Origin of the sequence: Kitasatospora aureofaciens, assembly GCF_001188955.3 — a bacterium.
GTDB lineage: Bacteria > Actinomycetota > Actinomycetes > Streptomycetales > Streptomycetaceae > Kitasatospora > Kitasatospora aureofaciens.
Genome location: NZ_JPRF03000032.1, coordinates 421,739 through 437,161, shown reverse-complemented (window position 1 = coordinate 437,161; position 15,423 = coordinate 421,739). Strand labels below are relative to the sequence as shown.

Here is a 15,423-nt window from a genome sequence, read left to right as displayed (position 1 = left end):
GAAATCAGCGCAGCCGGGTATTCCGCGGGTTTTCGATGAGATTACGGTGAGAAGCCACCGGCGACCCAGTGCGGCCACCGGTGCCGACCACCTACAGCGGGGTGACGTACGCCCCGGAGATGCCGCCGTCCACCAGGAACTCGCTCGCGGTGATGAACGAGGAGTCGTCGCTCGCCAGGAAGGCCACCGCGGCGGCGATCTCCTCGGCCCTGGCGAACCGGCCGAGCGGGATGTGCACCAGCCGGCGGGCCGCCCGCTCCGGGTCCTCGGCGAACAGCTCCCGCAGCAGCGGGGTGTCCACCGGCCCGGGCGACAGCGCGTTCACCCGGATCCCCTCCCGGGCGAACTGCACGCCCAGCTCGCGGGACATCGCCAGCACCCCGCCCTTGGAGGCGGTGTACGAGATCTGCGAGGTCGCCGCGCCCATCCGGGCCACGAAGCTGGCGGTGTTGATGATCGAGCCGCGTCCGTGCCGGCGCATGTACGGCAGCGCGGCCTTGCAGCACAGGTAGACCGAGGTCAGGTTGACGTCCTGGACCTTGCGCCAGGCGTCCAGGCCGGTGGTCAGGATCGAGTCGTCCTCCGGCGGTGAGATGCCCGCATTGTTGAAGGCGACGTCCACGCTGCCGTAGGTCTCGTACGCCTCGTCGAACAGCGCCTCGACCATGTACGGGTCGGTGACGTCGGTGTGCACGAACAGCCCGCCGACCTCCTTGGCGGCCGCCCGCCCGGTCTGCTCGTCCAGGTCCGCGCAGACCACCTTGGCGCCCTCGGAGGCCAGTCGGCGGGCGGCCGCCAGGCCGATCCCGCTGCCCGCGCCGGTGACCACGGCGGTGCGGCCGACCAGACGGCGGCAGACGACGTCGTTGTCGCTCCTCGGACTGGCGCTCATCGGACTGTCACTCCTCGCTGTGGATGAAGACGTTCTCGGTCTCGGTGAAGTGGCGCAGCGCGTCCGGCCCCGGTTCCCGGCCCGCCCCCACGCCGACCGCTTCGTGGAAGGTCACGTCCAGGCCGCCGGCCACCGGCATCCGGCGTCCGGTCAGGCGCTCGACCCCGCCGGCCGCGTGCTCCACCAGGTCCCCGGTGGCGGGGTTGCGGACGGCGCTGCCCGGCGAGTCCGTCATGCCTCACATCCGTTCGAAGGACCGGTAGCGCTCCCAGTCGGTGACGGCCCCGTCGTAGGCGGCCTGCTCGACCCGGGCCATGTTCAGGTAGTGCTCGACCACGTCGTCCCCGAAGGCCGTCCGGGCCAGCTCGCTGCCCGCCCACAACTCGGCGGCCTCGCGCAGCGATCCGGGCACCCGGGCGTACTCCTCCACCGCGTAGGCGTTGCCCAGGCAGGGCGTGGGCAGGTCGAGCTTGCGCTGCAGGCCGTGCAGGCCGGCCGCGATCATCCCGGCCACCGCGAGGTACGGGTTGACGTCGCCGCCGGGCACCCGGTTCTCCATCCGCAGGCCCGGGCCGTGGCCGACCACCCGGTAGGCGCAGGTGCGGTTGTCCCGGCCCCAGGCGACGGCCGTCGGGGCGAAGGAGCCGGGGCGGTAGCGCTTGTAGGAGTTGATGTTCGGCGCGTACAGCAGGCTGAACTCGCGCAGTGCGACGAGCTGCCCGGCCAGGAAGTGGCGCATGGTGTCGGTCATCCGGCCGTCCCGGTCGGCGAAGGCGGGGGCGCCGACGGCGTCGCGCAGCGACAGGTGGATGTGGCAGCTGTTGCCCTCGCGCTCGTCGTACTTGGCCATGAAGGTGAGTGCGCAGCCCTGCTGGGCGGCGATCTCCTTGGCCCCGGTCTTGTAGACGCTGTGCTGGTCGCAGGTGGTGAGGGCGTCGGCGTACCGGAAGGCGATCTCGTGCTGGCCGAGGTTGCACTCGCCCTTGGCGGACTCGACGGTCAGCCCGGCGCCGGCCATCTCGTTGCGGATCCGGGACAGCAGCGGCTCGACCCGGGCGGTGCCGAGCATCGAGTAGTCGACGTTGTAGAGGTTGGCCGGGGTCAGGCCGCGGTAACCGCCCAGCCAGGCCTGCTCGTAGGTGTCGCGGAAGACCAGGAACTCCAGTTCGGTGCCGATGTCCGCGGCCAGTCCGTACTCGGCGAGCCGGGCGATCTGGCGGCGCAGCAGCTGGCGCGGGGCGGCGTCCACCGGGTGGCCGCCGTGCCGGGCCAGGTCGGCGGTGACCTGGGCGGTGCCGGGCTGCCAGGGGGTGAGCCGCAGGGTGCCGAGGTCGGGGCGCATCGCGAAGTCGCCGTAGCCGGTGGCCCAGGAGGAGAAGGCGTAGCCGTCGACGGTGTTGAGGTCCACGTCCACGGCCAGCAGGTAGTCGCAGGCCTCGGCGCCGTTCTGCGCCACCTCGTCGAGGAAGAACCGGGCGGCGAAACGTTTGCCCTGAAGGCGGCCCTGCATGTCGGTGAAGGCGAGCGCGACGGTGTGCACCTCGCCCGCGTCCACCAGGGTGCGCAGCTCGGCCAGGGTCAGTGGCGGCCGGGGCCGCGATCCCGCGGCGGCGTTCTCGGGCATGCCGGAACCCTCCTCCTCGATCACTCTTCGAGATCATGCGGTCACAGCGAACCGTACGGCCTGCGGCTTGCGGGGCGGAAGAGGGCGAGCGGGTGTGGCGCGCCGACGCGCGTGATTGACGGGGTATCAGACGGTGCGGGAGGAGAATGCCCGCCATGGATCGCAGGCCTTTCATCGGTGTCAGCACCTACCTGGTGGACGCGAGTTGGAGCGACTGGCGGGGCCGTCGCGTCGCCCTGCTGCCGGAGCGGTACACCGCGTACGTGCAGCGCTCCGGCGGCATCGCCGTCCTGCTGCCGCCGGACTCGCCCGAGCGCGCGCCCGAGGTGCTCGCACGGCTCGACGCCCTCGTCATCGCCGGCGGGCCGGACATCGACCCGGCCTACTACGGGGAGTCGGCCCATCCGTTGACCGACGTGGCCTCGCCGGAGCGCGACCTCTGGGAGGTCGCGCTGCTGCGCGGCGCCCTGGCGGCGGGCATGCCGGTCCTGGGCATCTGCCGGGGCATGCAGGTGCTGAACGTGGTGTGCGGCGGGACGCTGGTGCAGCACCTGCCGGACGTCGTGGACGTCGACGTCCACGGCGGTTCGCCGGGTTGCTACGGCGCCCACGTGGTGCGGCCGGTGCCCGGGACGCTGGTGGGCGGGCTGCTGCCGGAGAGCGAGCTGGAGGTGCCGACGTTCCACCACCAGGCGGTCGGCCGGCTCGGCGCGGGCCTGCGGGTGAGCGCCCTCGCCCCGGACGGGACGGTGGAGGCCGTCGAGGGGCCCGGGTTCACGGTGGGCGTGCAGTGGCACCCGGAACAGGGCGACGACCTGCGGGTCATGCGGGCCCTCGTCCAGGCCGCCACCGCGGCGGCGCTGGACGCGGTGGTGCTCGGTTGAGCGGCGGCGCTGGACGCGGTGGTGCCCGGTTGAGCGGCACCGCGACGCTCGGCTGAGTGGCAGCGCGGCGCTCGGCTGAGCGGCAACGACAACGGTCACCAGTACAGCCTTTGGATCTTTGTCGATTCTGCGGTTCACTTCGGGTGCGGGGCGATCACGCCCGCCACCTCCCACCCGTGCGTCCAGAGAGGATTTCGATGGCCGGGCACGAGCACCACGATGATCATGCGCATGACCACCAGACTCCGCCCGGCCGGAGCCACAACCACAGCCACGGGCACGGGGGTCATGGGCACGGGGGCCACGGCGGGCACTCGCACGGCGTCGCCGCGGATGCCGACCGCCGCTGGCTGGTCAGCGCCCTCGCCCTGATCGTCGTCTTCATGGCCGGCGAGGTCGTGGTCGGCTTCGCCGCCCGGTCGCTGGCCCTGATCTCCGACGCGGCGCACATGCTCACCGACGCCGCCTCGATCGTGCTCGCCCTGGTCGCCATGCGGCTCGCCGCCCGCCCGGCCCGCGGCGGCTACACGTACGGGCTCAAGCGGGCCGAGATCCTCTCCGCGCAGGCCAACGGCGTGACACTGCTGGTGCTGTCGGCCTGGCTGGGCTACGAGGCGATCACCCGGCTGATCGAACCGCCCGAGGTCACCGGCTCACTGGTGCTGGTCACCGCGCTGGTCGGGATCGTGGTCAACCTCGCCGCCGCCTGGTGCATGTCCAAGGCCAACCGCAGCTCGCTGAACGTCGAGGGCGCCTTCCAGCACGTGCTCACCGACCTGTACGCCTTCATCGCCACCGCCGTGGCCGGTGCGGTCATGCTGACCACCGGCTTCGTCCGGGCGGACGCCATCGCCTCGCTGATCGTGGTCGCGCTGATGCTCAAGGCGGGCATCGGCCTGGTCCGGGACTCCGGGCGGATCTTCCTGGAGGCCGCACCCGCCGGGATCGACCCGGACGCGGTGGCCGACCGGCTGGTCACCCAGCCGCTGGTCGAGGAGATCCACGACCTGCACATCTGGGAGATCACCTCCAACCAGCCCGCCCTGTCCGCGCACATCCTGGTCACCCCCGGCGGCGACTGCCACGCCGTGCGGCGCGCACTGCAGCGCCGGCTGGCGGAGGAGTACGGCATCACCCACAGCACCCTCCAGGTCGACCACGTCGGCGAGGACGAGGCGGGCGCGCTGCTGCAGATCGCCGGCCCCGACGACACCCCGGCCGAACACTGCGCCGACGCCCACGGACCGGTGCACCGCGCCGGACCGCACGAGCACTGAGAACCGGGTCATCGTCAGCGCGGTGCGGCATGATCTGAGGCGTGACCGCACCGCGACTGATGCTGCTCGACTCCGCCAGCCTGTACTTCCGGGCCTACTTCGGCGTACCGGACACCCTGCGCTCGCCGCAGGGTGAGCCGGTCAACGCCGTCCGCGGCCTGCTGGACTTCATCGCCCGGCTGGTCCACGACCACCGGCCCGACGAACTCGTCGCCTGCATGGACGCCGACTGGCGCCCCCAGTGGCGGGTGGACCTCGTCCCCTCCTACAAGACCCACCGGGTCGCCGAGGCGGCCGTCGACGGCGAGGAGGAGGTGCCGGACACCCTCGCCCCGCAGGTCCCGGTGATCGAGCAGGTGCTCGACGCCCTCGGCATCGCCCGGGTCGGTTCCCCCGGCTACGAGGCGGACGACGTCATCGGCACCCTCACCGCCCGCGCCAAGGGCCCGGTGCAGATCGTCACCGGCGACCGCGACCTCTTCCAACTGGTCGACGACGCACGGCGGATCACCGTGCTCTACCCGGTCAAGGGCATGGGCAACCTGCAGACCACCGACGACGCCCTGCTGCTGGAGAAGTACGGCGTGCGCGGCGCCCAGTACGCCGACATGGCCGCCCTGCGCGGCGACCCGTCCGACGGCCTGCCCGGCGTCAAGGGCATCGGCGAGAAGACCGCCGCCCAGCTGATCAACGAGTACGGCGACCTCGCCGCGATTCGCGCCGCCGCCCTCGACATCGGCTCCAGGCTCACCCCGGCCCGCCGCCGCAACATCGTCGAGGGCGCCGCCTACCTCGACGTCGCCCCCACCGTCGTCCGCGTCGCCACCGACGCCCCCCTCCCCGACTTCGACCCCACCCTCCCCCGCGAACCCCTCGACCCCATGACCCTCGAACACCTCGCCACCCGCTGGGGCCTCGGCACCTCCCTGGAGCGCCTCCTGGAGTCCCTCGCAGGCACCCGCTGAACCCCCCGGGCGGCCGAAGGGGCCCGCACGTCCGGGACGAACGTGCGGGCCCCTTCTGTCGGGGCTCAGCCCACCGAGGAGTAGGCGATGATGCCGCGGCGGAGGCCGTCGACGGCCTTGCGTGCGGTCTTGCGGAGTTCGGGGTCCTGGGCGGCGGCGTCCTGGATCTGGCCGAGGACGTCGATGAGTTGCTTGGTCCAGCGGACGAAGTCGCCGGCCGGCATGTCGGCGTCGCGCAGGACCTGGTCGAGGTTGTGGCCGAGGGCCCAGCGGTAGGCGACCCAGGCGAAGCCGAGGTCCGGTTCGCGCTGGCCGACGCCCTCCGCGGTGTTGATCCGGTGCTGTTCCTCGAGGGCGTCGAGGTGGCCCCAGATGCGGACCATCTGGCCGAGCGCCTCCTTGGCCGCGCCCTCCGGCACCCGGGGGGCGCCGGCGTCGTCGGACTGGCGCGACTCGTAGACCAACGCCGAGGCGCAGGCGGCGAGTTCGGCCGCGGCCAGGCCGCTCCAGACGCCCTCGCGGATGCACTCGGAGGCGAGCAGGTCGAGTTCGCCGTAGAGCCGGCCGAGGCGCTTGCCGTCGTCGGTGACGGTGTCGCCCTGGAGGTAGCCGAGGTCGGTGAGCAGTGCGCAGACCCGGTCGAAGGTGCGGGCGATGGTGTGGGTGCGGGAGCGCATCCGGCGTTCCAGCAGTTCGGTGTCGCGGTGCAGCCGGTGGTAGCGCTCGGCCCAGCGGGCGTGGTCCTCGCGGTCGGTGCAGCCGTGGCACGGGTGCTGGCGCAGTTCGGTGCGCAGCCGGGTGATCTCCGGGTCGTCGGCGGCGGCCGCGCGGCCGCGCCGGAACCGCTCGGGTTCGAGGTGGCCGGCCTTGGTGCGCAGCGCGGAGGCGAGGTCGCGCCGGGACTGGGGGCTGCGCGGGTTGAAGGACTTGGGGATGCGCACGCGCTCGATCGCGGCGACCGGGTGCGGGAAGTCGACCATCGCGAGCCGCTTGACCTGCCGCTCGGCGGTCAGCACCACCGGGCGCGGGCCGTCCTGGAAGTCGGGGTGGCGCGGGCCGCTCCGGCCGGAGCGGCTGACCGGCGGCAGGCCCGGGTCGAGGACCAGGGCGAGGCCGGCGAACTTGCCGGTGGGGACGTGGATGACGTCGCCCGGCTTGAGCTGCTCGATCGACTCGATGGCGGCGGCGCGGCGCTGGGTGGTGCCCTCGCGGGCCAGTTCGTTCTCGCGGTCCTTGAGCCGGCGGCGCAGCTCCATGTACTCGTCGAAGTCGCCGAGGTGGCAGGTCATCGACTCGCGGTAGCCCTCCAGCCCCTCCTCGTTGCGCTGCACCTGGCGGGCGATGCCGACCACCGAGCGGTCCGCCTGGAACTGGGCGAAGGAGGTTTCCAGCAGCTCGCGCGAGCGGTGCCGGCCGAACTGGGAGACCAGGTTGACGGCCATGTTGTACGACGGCCGGAACGAGGACTTGAGCGGGTAGGTGCGGGTGCCCGCCAGTCCGGCCAGGGCCTCCGGGTCGAGGCCGCGCTGCCAGAGCACCACCGCGTGGCCCTCGATGTCGATGCCGCGCCGCCCGGCCCGGCCGGTGAGCTGGGTGTACTCGCCGGGGGTGATGTCGGCGTGGGTCTCGCCGTTCCACTTGACCAGCTTCTCCATGACCACCGAGCGGGCGGGCATGTTGATGCCGAGGGCCAGGGTCTCGGTCGCGAAGACGGCCTTGACCAGGCCCTTCACGAAGAGCTCTTCGACGACCTCCTTGAACCGGGGCAGCATCCCGGCGTGGTGGGCGGCGATGCCTCGCTCCAGCCCGTCCAGCCACTCGAAGTAGCCGAGGACGTGCAGGTCCTCGTCGGGGATGTCGGCGCAGCGCTCCTCGACGATGGCGCGGACCAGGGCGCGGTCGGCGTCCTTGTTGAGCCGCAGCCCGGAGCTGAGGCACTGCTGGACGGCGGCTTCGCAGCCGGCCCGGCTGAAGATGAAGGTGATCGCGGGCAGCAGGCCCTCGGCGTCCAGCCGGTCGATGACGTCGACCCGGCCCGGCGTCCAGACCCGGCCCGGGCGGCCGTTGGGCATGGAGCGGCCCCGGCCGCGGCCGAAGCGGTCGCGCGGGTTGCGGTCGAGTTCGGAGCGGGCGAGCCGGACCAGCTCGGGGTTGACGGCCTTGCCGGGGTTCTTGAGGCTGTTCCTGGGGCGGCCGTCCCGGTCGGGGTTGGCGAACAGGTCGTACATCCGGTTGCCGGCCATCACGTGCTGCCACAGCGGGACCGGGCGGGTCTCGGAGACGATCACCTTGGTGCCGCCGCGGACGGTGTCCAGCCAGTCGCCGAACTCCTCGGCGTTCGAGACGGTCGCGGAGAGCGAGACGAGGGTGACCGACTCGGGAAGGTGGATGATGACCTCCTCCCAGACGGCGCCGCGGAAGCGGTCGGCGAGGTAGTGCACCTCGTCCATGACGACGTAGCCGAGGCCGTCGAGGGTGCTGGAGCCCGCGTAGAGCATGTTGCGCAGCACCTCGGTGGTCATGACCACCACGGGGGCGTCGCCGTTGACGGTGTTGTCGCCGGTGAGCAGGCCGACCTTGGCGGCGCCGTAGCGCTTGACCAGGTCGCCGTACTTCTGGTTGGACAGCGCCTTGATCGGCGTGGTGTAGAAGCACTTGCGGCCCGCGGCGAGGGCCAGGTGCACGGCGAACTCGCCGACGATGGTCTTCCCGGAGCCGGTGGGGGCGGCGACCAGCACGCCCGATCCGGCCTCCAGCGTCTCGCAGGCCTCCAGCTGGAAGTCGTCCAGCGGGAAGTCGTACAGCTGCTGGAAGCCGTACAGGGCGGAGGCCTGCTCCTTGGCCCGGCGACGGCTGGCCGCGTACGCCTCGGCGGGGCTGAGCTCCCGGTCTTCCTGGGGCTCTGGATCGGGGGTGTTCATCGCCGTCCGGGTGTGGTTGGTGTGATCTCGCATCTCAGCGAGAGGTTACCCGGGTGGAGTGACATCGATAGCACCGTTTTCCGCGCGAGGAGATCACTCCTCTCCCAGATCCATAGTTGCAAATGTCTTCAATCGATCAGGGATGAGCCAGATCCGAACGTCTCCGGTCATTCGCGGTGGAGTGCGGGGATTGCTCCCTACCTTCAAGTGCCACGGCACCCACGCGTGCCGAAGTCACCGACTCACGGGAGGACAGCCACGATGGCGAACCTGGAGATGTCCCTCAAGGAAGCCATGGCGATCGACGGCGCGATCGGCGTCGCCCTGGTCGACTACGGCAGCGGAATGGCCCTCGGCAGCCTCGGCGACGGCGGCGAGATGGACCTCAACGTCGCCGCGGCCGGCAACACCGACGTGGTCCGCGCCAAGATGCGGGCGATGGAGATGCTCAACCTGCACGACAACGAGATCGAGGACATCCTGATCAGCCTGACCAACCAGTACCACCTGGTCCGGCCGATCACGACGCCCAGCGGGCGGGGCCTGTTCCTGTTCCTCGCCCTCAACCGCAGCCGCTCCAACCTCGCGATGGCCCGCCACCAGCTGAAGCGGATCGAACTCTCGCTGGAGATCTGAGCCGGCCGACACCAGGGAAGGGGGGCCTCGTGACGGTGGCGCTCTACCAGGCCAAGGCCGAGTTCTTCCGGATGCTCGGCCATCCCGTCCGGATCCGGGTGCTGGAGCTGCTCCAGGCCGGACCGACGCCCGTCCGCTGCCTGCTCGCCGAGCTGGGGGTCGAGCCCTCCAGCCTGTCCCAGCAGCTCGCGGTGCTGCGCCGGTCCGGCATCGTCACCGCCACCCGGGAGGGCAGCACGGTGGTCTACGCGCTGGCCGGCGGCGACGTCACGGACCTGCTGCGGGCAGCCCGGCGGATCCTCACCGGGCTGCTCGCCGACCGGGACGTCCTGCTCGCGGAGCTGCGGGCGGCCGGCGACTGAGGCCCGTCCGACGATTCCCGCCGGGCGCGCCTAGTCCTTGAGCACCTCCAGGAGCCCGTCCGCGAGCCGCTCGTACTCCGCCGCCCGGTTGTACAGCTGGGCGCTGACCCGCAGCACGCCGCCGCCGGGCCACGGCTTGACCGCCACCCGGACGCCGAGCCGCTGCCACACCCCGGTCACCAGCGCCCGGGCGGACTCCTCGGTGTCGAACCGGCCCTCCGGCAGCCGTACGGCACGCATCCACACCCCGGGCGCCGCGGGCAGCGCCCGCAGCCCCGCCCGTTCGACCAGCACCCGCTGGCCGTACGCGGCGAGCCCGGTGTTGTGCGCGGCGACCGCCTCCGTGCCCAGCTCGCGGAGCAGCTCGAAGCCGGCCGGGGCGGCGAGCCAGGGGGTGTAGTCGCAGGTGCCGCGCCACTCGACGTTGTACGGGAAGCCCCGGTGGTGCTCCCAGGACAGCGCGAGCGGGCGCACCCGGGCCGTCCACTCGGGGCGGACGGACAGGACGCCGGTGGCGCGCGGGGCGAAGGCCCACTTGTGCAGGTTGCCGAACCAGAAGTCGGCGTTGGGGTCGACCGGGTCGGGCAGCATGCCGGGCGCGTGGGCGCCGTCCACCAGGGTCGTCACCCCGCGCTCGCGCAGCTCGGCGACCAGGGCCGGGGAGGCGACCGTACGGGCGGTGGGCGAGGTGATCCGGTCCAGGATCGCGACGGTGGTGCGCCCGTCCACGGCGGCGAGCACCGCCTCCCGCACGGCCCGCTCGTCCGGGGCGTCCACCGGCAGCTCGGCCACCACCAGTTCGGCGCCGGTCTCGGCGGCCCTGCGGGCCGCGGCACGGGTGACGGCGCCGTAGCCGTGGTCGGTGACCAGGATCCGGTCGCCGGGGGCGAAGGGGATGCTGTCCAGGGCGATCGCGGCCGCCTCGGTGACGTTGGCGACCATCGCCAGCCGGTCCGGGTCGGTGGCCAACTCGGCGGCGATCCGCACCCGGGCCGCGGCGATCCGGTCCGGCAGGTCGGCGAAGAAGAGGTCCGGGTCCAGCTCGTGTTCGGTGCGCAGTGCGTGCTGTGCGCGCTGGACCGGGAGCGGTACGGCGCCGAAGGAGCCGTGGTTCAGGTGCGCGGCCTGCGGCGAGACGCTGAACAGGCCCTCGGCGGCGGGCAGCGGGACGGGTGGTTCGGCGCTGCTCAGGTCCTCGGTCACTACAGCCTCCCCTTGGTGATGTGTGACATTTCATAACACTCTAGCGGCCGCCTGGGACGATCCATTGAGTCCGCGAGGCCGAGCTGGGAGACTCCGCACAACCGCCGCCCGGGCCGGGCGGCCAGGCGGGACGGGGAGCACGGGGATGAAGATCGCAAGACCGGGCCCGGTCGGGCAGCGGCAGTGGACCCCGCTGACGGCGACCAACGCGGGCCTCGCCTTCGGCCTGGAGCTCGCGATGCTCGCGGCACTCTGCTACTGGGGATTCAGGACCGGCTCCACGCCGGTCGTCCGGCTGCTGCTGGGGATCGGCGCACCGGCTCTGGCGGCCACCGTCTGGGGCCTGTTCCTGGCCGCGGGCGGGCCGAAGTTCCGCCAGCCGCTGGGGGTGGAGATCGCGCTCAAGGTGCTCGTCCTGGAGACGGCGGCGCTCGCGCTGCACGCCTCGGGGCGGAGCACCCTGGCGGTGGTCTTCGCGGTGCTGGCGGCGGTCAGCGTGGCCGTGGAGTACACGGCGAACTGACGCGCCGAAGACGTACGGACGGACCACCAGGCCGCCGACCAGGATCAGCGGGGCGGCACGGAGCGCCCGGGCCCGGCCTCGCGCCGACTCGATCCCGCCGCCGAACAGCGCAGTAGGGGTGGAACCCGGTCGGACGCGGCCCTCGTGAGGTTCCCCACCGCGTCCGACCGGGGGCCTGTGGCGGCCCGCGGGCCGGGCCTAGGACACGCCCTGCACCTCCGGGAAGTGGCAGGCGGCCTGGCGGCCGCCCGTACCGACGACCTCCAGCAGCGGCCGTTCCGTCCGGCAGCGCTGCTGCGCCTTCGGGCAGCGCGGGTGGAAGCCGCACCCGGCGGGCGGGTCGGCCGGGCTGGGCGGGTCGCCGAGCAGCACGATCCGCTCCCGGGCCCGTTCGGCCGCCGGGTCCGGCAGCGGGACGGCGGACAGCAGCGCCCGGGTGTACGGGTGCGCCGGGTTTCCGTACACCTGGGCCTTGTCGCCGATCTCCACGATGCGGCCCAGGTACATCACCGCGACCCGGTCGCAGACCCGCTTGACCACCGAGAGGTCGTGCGCGATGAACACGTACGCCAGTCCCAGTTCCTGCTGCAACTGCTCCATCAGGTTGACCACTTGGGCCTGGACGGAGACGTCCAGGGCGGAGACCGGCTCGTCCGCGATCACCAGCTTCGGCGAGGTGGCCAGCGAGCGGGCGATGCCGATCCGCTGCGCCTGGCCGCCGGAGAACTCGTGCGGGTAGCGGTCGAGGTGCTCGGGGATGAGCCCGACCAACTCCATCAGTTCTCCGGCCCGTTGGCGCGCCTCCTCGGCGCCCGCGCCCTGGACGAGCAGCGGCTCGGAGATGATCCGGGCCACCGTCTGCCGGGGGTTGAGCGAGGAGTACGGGTCCTGGAAGACCATCTGCAGATGCCGCCGGTGCGGCCGTAGCCGGGCCTGGGACAGCCCGCCGATCTCGGTGCCGTCGAAGGTGACGGTGCCCGAGGTCGGGTCGAGCAGCCGGACGATCATCCGCCCGGTGGTGGACTTGCCGCAGCCGGACTCGCCGACCAGGCCCAGCGTCTCGCCCGCGCCGAGGTCGAAGCTCACCCCGTCCACGGCCCGCACCGGCGCACCGGGCCGCCCGGTGCGCCCGCGCCGCCCGGCGAAGGTCTTCACCAAGTCCCGTACGGAGAGCAGTGGTTCGGCCATCAGACGATCCCTTCCGGCACCAGGGGCAGATGGCACGCGGCCAGGTGGCCGGCGGTGGGCGGGCCGAGGCGGTCGAGCGGCGGGCGCTCGGCCAGGCAGCGGGCGTGCTCCTCGGCGGACGCGGCGGTGGTGCGGGCGCAGCGCGGGGCGAAGGAGCAGCCGGGGGCGGGGGCGAGCAGTGACGGCGGGCTGCCGGGAATGGCCCGCAGCGGGGCGTCGTCGCCGTCGTCCAGGCGCGGCAGCGAGTCCAGCAGGCCCCGGGTGTACGGGTGTGCCGGCGCGGCGAACAGCCGCTCCGCCGGGGCCTGTTCGGCCGCCCGTCCGCCGTACATGACCAGCACCTCGTGGGCGACCCGGGCGACCACGCCCAAGTCGTGGGTGATCATGACGACGCCGAGGCCGCGGTCCTGCTGGATCCGGGCGATCAGGTCGAGGATCTGCGCCTGGACGGTGACGTCCAGGGCGGTGGTGGGCTCGTCGGCGATCAGCAGGTCGGGTTCGCAGGCGAGCGCCATGGCGATCATGACGCGCTGGCGCATGCCGCCGGAGAACTGGTGCGGGTACTCGTCGACCCGGCGGGCCGGTTCCGGGATGCCGACCTCGGCGAGCATCTCGATCGCCTTGGCCCGCCCGGCCTTGCGGCCCGCGCGGAAGTGCACCCGGTAGTGCTCGGCGATCTGTTCGCCGACGGTGTAGAAGGGGTGCAGGCTGGACAGCGGGTCCTGGAAGATCATCGCGATCCGCCGGCCCCGGACGGCGCCCAGCTCCCGCTCCCCCAGCCCGGTCAACTCCTGTCCGTGCAGCCGGATCGAGCCGGTGACGGTGGCCCCGTGGTGCAGGCCCATCACGGCCAGCGAGGTGACCGACTTCCCGCTGCCGGACTCGCCGACCAGTCCGAGGGTGCGCCCGGCCTCGACGGCGAAGGAGATGCCGTCCACGGCCCGGACGGTGCCACGCGGGGTGTCGAAGGCGACCTTGAGGTCCTCGACCTCCAACAGGAGAGCCATCTCAGTACCTCACTCTCGGGTCGACGTACGCGTACAGCACGTCGACCAGCAGGTTCGCGGCGACGATGAAGGTGGCCGCGAGCAGGGTGACGCCGAGGATCACCGGCTGGTCGGAGCGCACCAGCGCGTCGTAGAAGAGCCGCCCGACGCCGGGCAGTCCGAATATCGACTCGGTGATGACGGCGCCGGCCAGCAGCCCGCCGAGGTCCATCCCGAAGATGGTCAGGATCGGCGTCATCCCGGAGCGCAGCCCGTGCTTGACCGTCACGGTGCGCGGCGGCAGCCCCTTCGCCCGGGCGGTGCGGATGTACGGCTCGGCCATCGCCTCGATCATCGAGTTGCGGCTCTGCCGGGCGTACATGGCCGCGTAGAGCAGGGCGAGGGCGATCCAGGGCAGCAGCAGGTTGGAGGCCCAGGCGACCGGGCCGTCCGTGAACGCGTGGTACGACGGGTACGGCAGCAGCCCGGCCGTCCTGACCACGCCCCAGATCAGCATGATCGAGGTGAAGTAGACCGGCAGCGAGGCCGCCCCGACCGAGAACACCATCAGCGTCCGGTCGACGGCCCCGCCCTTGCGCAGCGCCGAGGTGACGCCCGCGCCCAGGCCGAGGACCAGCCAGAGCACGGACGCGCCGACGGCCAGCGAGACGGAGACCGGCAGGCGGTCGGTGAGCAGCCCCCAGACCGGCAGCGAGTACTCGTAGGAGTAGCCGAGGCAGGGGAAGCCGCAGTGGGTGGCGCCGGCCCCGCTGCCGTAGTCGCGTCCGGCGAAGATGCCGGTCACATAGGTGGCGAACTGTTCCCAGACCGGCTGGTCCAATCCCATCGCGGCCTTGACCTCGGCGACCCGCTCGGGGCTGCAGGTCTTGCCGCAGGCGGCCACCGCCGGGTCGGCGGGCAGCAGGTAGAAGATGGTGAAGGTGATCGCGCAGATCGCCAGCAGGATGCCGAGCGCGCCGAGCAGCCGGCGGCCGAGGTAGAGGATCACGACCGGCCTCCCCTGGGGTCGAGGATGTCGCGCAGCGCGTCGCCGAGCAGGGTGAAGGCGAGCACGGCGAGGAACAGGAAGGCCGTCGGGATCAGGAAGTAGGTCGGGTCGGTCTCGTAGAAGCTGATGCTCTCGGCGATCATCTGGCCCCAGGAGGCGGTCGGCGGGCGCACGCCCACGCCGAGGTAGCTGAGCGCGGCCTCGGTGGCGATCATGCCGGGCACCAGCAGGGTGGTGTAGGCGATGACCGGGCCGGAGACGTTCGGCAGGATCTCCCGGGTGAGGATCCGCCAGGGGCGGGCGCCGCCGACCTTGGCGGCCTCGACGTACTCGCGGTGCTTGAGCGAGAGGGTCTGGCCGCGCACCACCCGGGCGATGCCGGGCCAGGTGAACAGCCCGATCACCAGGGTGATCAGCAGGATCCGGTTGACGTCCTTGGCCACCGACATCATCGAGATCATGAAGATCAGCGAGGGGAAGGACATGGTCAGGTCCATCAGCCGGGACAGCACGGTGTCGGTCCGTCCGCCGAAGTAGCCGGCCGCGATGCCGACCAGGGTGCCGGTGACCACCACCACGGCGGTGGCGGTGAAGGCGATCAGCAGCGAGACCTGGCCGCCGTGCAGCACCCGGGCGAACAGGTCGCGCCCGGTGGCGGGTTCGACGCCCAGCCAGTGCCGGGTGCCGATGCCGCCGAAGTCGCCGATCGGCTGGCCGCCGAGGTACGGGTCCACGGCGCGCTTGTCGAACTCCTCGGGGGTCCAGCCGCCGAGTTCGCTCAGCGGCTCGGCGAGGACGGCGAGCAGGATCAGCAGGGCGACGGTGACCAGGCCGAAGCGGGCCGAGCCCTTGGCCCAGAGCTGGTCCCAGACCAGTCGCCAGGGCCCCCTGCTGGAACGTTTCACCGGTGGCGGCGGCGCTTCGGCCGTAGCGGTTTCGATGGTGGTGCTCAT

General features: G+C 72.3%; 15 protein-coding genes. 6 read left to right on the top strand and 9 right to left on the bottom strand.

All coding sequences use genetic code 11. The features are described from left to right. Nucleotides 1-91 precede the first annotated feature (91 nt). Genes HS99_RS22590 through HS99_RS22580 form a run of 3 tightly spaced genes read right to left on the bottom strand, consistent with a single transcriptional unit; the run spans nucleotide 92 to nucleotide 2,516 of the window. Nucleotides 92-892: a 3-oxoacyl-ACP reductase gene (locus HS99_RS22590; RefSeq protein ID WP_030286215.1), complete on the bottom strand. Its 801-nt coding sequence runs from the start codon at nucleotides 890-892 to the stop codon at nucleotides 92-94. Between the two features lie 7 nt (nucleotides 893-899). Beyond that, nucleotides 900-1,127 (bottom strand): hypothetical protein, encoded by a 228-nt coding sequence (locus HS99_RS22585; protein WP_030286214.1) that lies wholly within the window; start codon nucleotides 1,125-1,127, stop codon nucleotides 900-902. A gap of 3 nt (nucleotides 1,128-1,130) precedes the next feature. Further along, nucleotides 1,131-2,516: a glutamine synthetase family protein gene (locus tag HS99_RS22580; RefSeq protein WP_046386081.1), complete on the bottom strand. Its 1,386-nt coding sequence runs from the start codon at nucleotides 2,514-2,516 to the stop codon at nucleotides 1,131-1,133. Nucleotides 2,517-2,671: 155 nt separating this feature from the next. Between HS99_RS22580 and HS99_RS22575 the strand changes: the two genes are divergently transcribed. The 3 genes from HS99_RS22575 to HS99_RS22565 all read left to right on the top strand — a co-directional run bounded on the left by HS99_RS22575 (nucleotide 2,672) and on the right by HS99_RS22565 (nucleotide 5,642). Next, nucleotides 2,672-3,400, top strand: coding sequence for a gamma-glutamyl-gamma-aminobutyrate hydrolase family protein (locus tag HS99_RS22575; protein ID WP_030553606.1), 729 nt, complete (start codon nucleotides 2,672-2,674; stop codon nucleotides 3,398-3,400). A 197-nt stretch (nucleotides 3,401-3,597) separates the two neighbouring features. Then, the gene (locus tag HS99_RS22570) at nucleotides 3,598-4,677 is read left to right on the top strand and encodes a cation diffusion facilitator family transporter (protein WP_030553604.1); all 1,080 of its coding nucleotides are present in this window, start codon (nucleotides 3,598-3,600) and stop codon (nucleotides 4,675-4,677) included. 59 nt (nucleotides 4,678-4,736) lie between these two features. Beyond that, nucleotides 4,737-5,642, top strand: a complete 906-nt coding sequence (locus HS99_RS22565) for a 5'-3' exonuclease (protein ID WP_030553602.1) — start codon at nucleotides 4,737-4,739, stop codon at nucleotides 5,640-5,642. A 65-nt stretch (nucleotides 5,643-5,707) separates the two neighbouring features. On the opposite strand, the gene HS99_RS22560 is transcribed toward HS99_RS22565, so the two are convergent. Continuing rightward, nucleotides 5,708-8,563 (bottom strand): DEAD/DEAH box helicase, encoded by a 2,856-nt coding sequence (locus HS99_RS22560; RefSeq protein ID WP_030286203.1) that lies wholly within the window; start codon nucleotides 8,561-8,563, stop codon nucleotides 5,708-5,710. Nucleotides 8,564-8,824: 261 nt separating this feature from the next. Between HS99_RS22560 and HS99_RS22555 the strand changes: the two genes are divergently transcribed. Both HS99_RS22555 and HS99_RS22550 read left to right on the top strand, forming a co-directional pair. Beyond that, entirely contained in the window at nucleotides 8,825-9,199 is a 375-nt protein-coding gene (locus HS99_RS22555; RefSeq protein ID WP_030286200.1) for a hypothetical protein, read from the top strand. Nucleotides 9,200-9,228: 29 nt separating this feature from the next. Next, nucleotides 9,229-9,561 (top strand): ArsR/SmtB family transcription factor, encoded by a 333-nt coding sequence (locus HS99_RS22550; RefSeq protein WP_030286198.1) that lies wholly within the window; start codon nucleotides 9,229-9,231, stop codon nucleotides 9,559-9,561. A 30-nt stretch (nucleotides 9,562-9,591) separates the two neighbouring features. Here the strand turns inward: HS99_RS22550 and HS99_RS22545 are convergent, their stop codons facing one another. Beyond that, on the bottom strand, nucleotides 9,592-10,764 hold the full coding sequence (locus HS99_RS22545) for an aminotransferase class V-fold PLP-dependent enzyme (RefSeq protein ID WP_223886113.1): 1,173 nt from the start codon (nucleotides 10,762-10,764) through the stop codon (nucleotides 9,592-9,594). 145 nt (nucleotides 10,765-10,909) lie between these two features. Between HS99_RS22545 and HS99_RS22540 the strand changes: the two genes are divergently transcribed. Continuing rightward, nucleotides 10,910-11,287, top strand: coding sequence for a YrdB family protein (locus HS99_RS22540; protein WP_046386547.1), 378 nt, complete (start codon nucleotides 10,910-10,912; stop codon nucleotides 11,285-11,287). 198 nt (nucleotides 11,288-11,485) lie between these two features. Here HS99_RS22540 and HS99_RS22535 read toward each other — a convergent pair whose 3' ends face one another. The 4 genes from HS99_RS22535 to HS99_RS22520 are packed head-to-tail and all read right to left on the bottom strand — an operon-like array spanning nucleotide 11,486 to nucleotide 15,423. After that, the gene (locus tag HS99_RS22535) at nucleotides 11,486-12,475 is read right to left on the bottom strand and encodes an ABC transporter ATP-binding protein (protein ID WP_043388600.1); all 990 of its coding nucleotides are present in this window, start codon (nucleotides 12,473-12,475) and stop codon (nucleotides 11,486-11,488) included. After that, complete coding sequence (locus tag HS99_RS22530) at nucleotides 12,475-13,482, bottom strand: ABC transporter ATP-binding protein (protein WP_030286192.1); 1,008 nt, start codon at nucleotides 13,480-13,482, stop codon at nucleotides 12,475-12,477. Before HS99_RS22530 ends, HS99_RS22535 begins: the two co-directional genes overlap by 1 nt. Before the next feature lies 1 nt (nucleotide 13,483). Continuing rightward, nucleotides 13,484-14,470 (bottom strand): ABC transporter permease, encoded by a 987-nt coding sequence (locus HS99_RS22525; protein ID WP_030286191.1) that lies wholly within the window; start codon nucleotides 14,468-14,470, stop codon nucleotides 13,484-13,486. After that, nucleotides 14,467-15,423 carry an ABC transporter permease gene (locus tag HS99_RS22520; protein WP_030286189.1) on the bottom strand — a complete coding sequence of 319 codons (957 nt, stop codon included), beginning with the start codon at nucleotides 15,421-15,423 and terminating at the stop codon, nucleotides 14,467-14,469. Before HS99_RS22520 ends, HS99_RS22525 begins: the two co-directional genes overlap by 4 nt.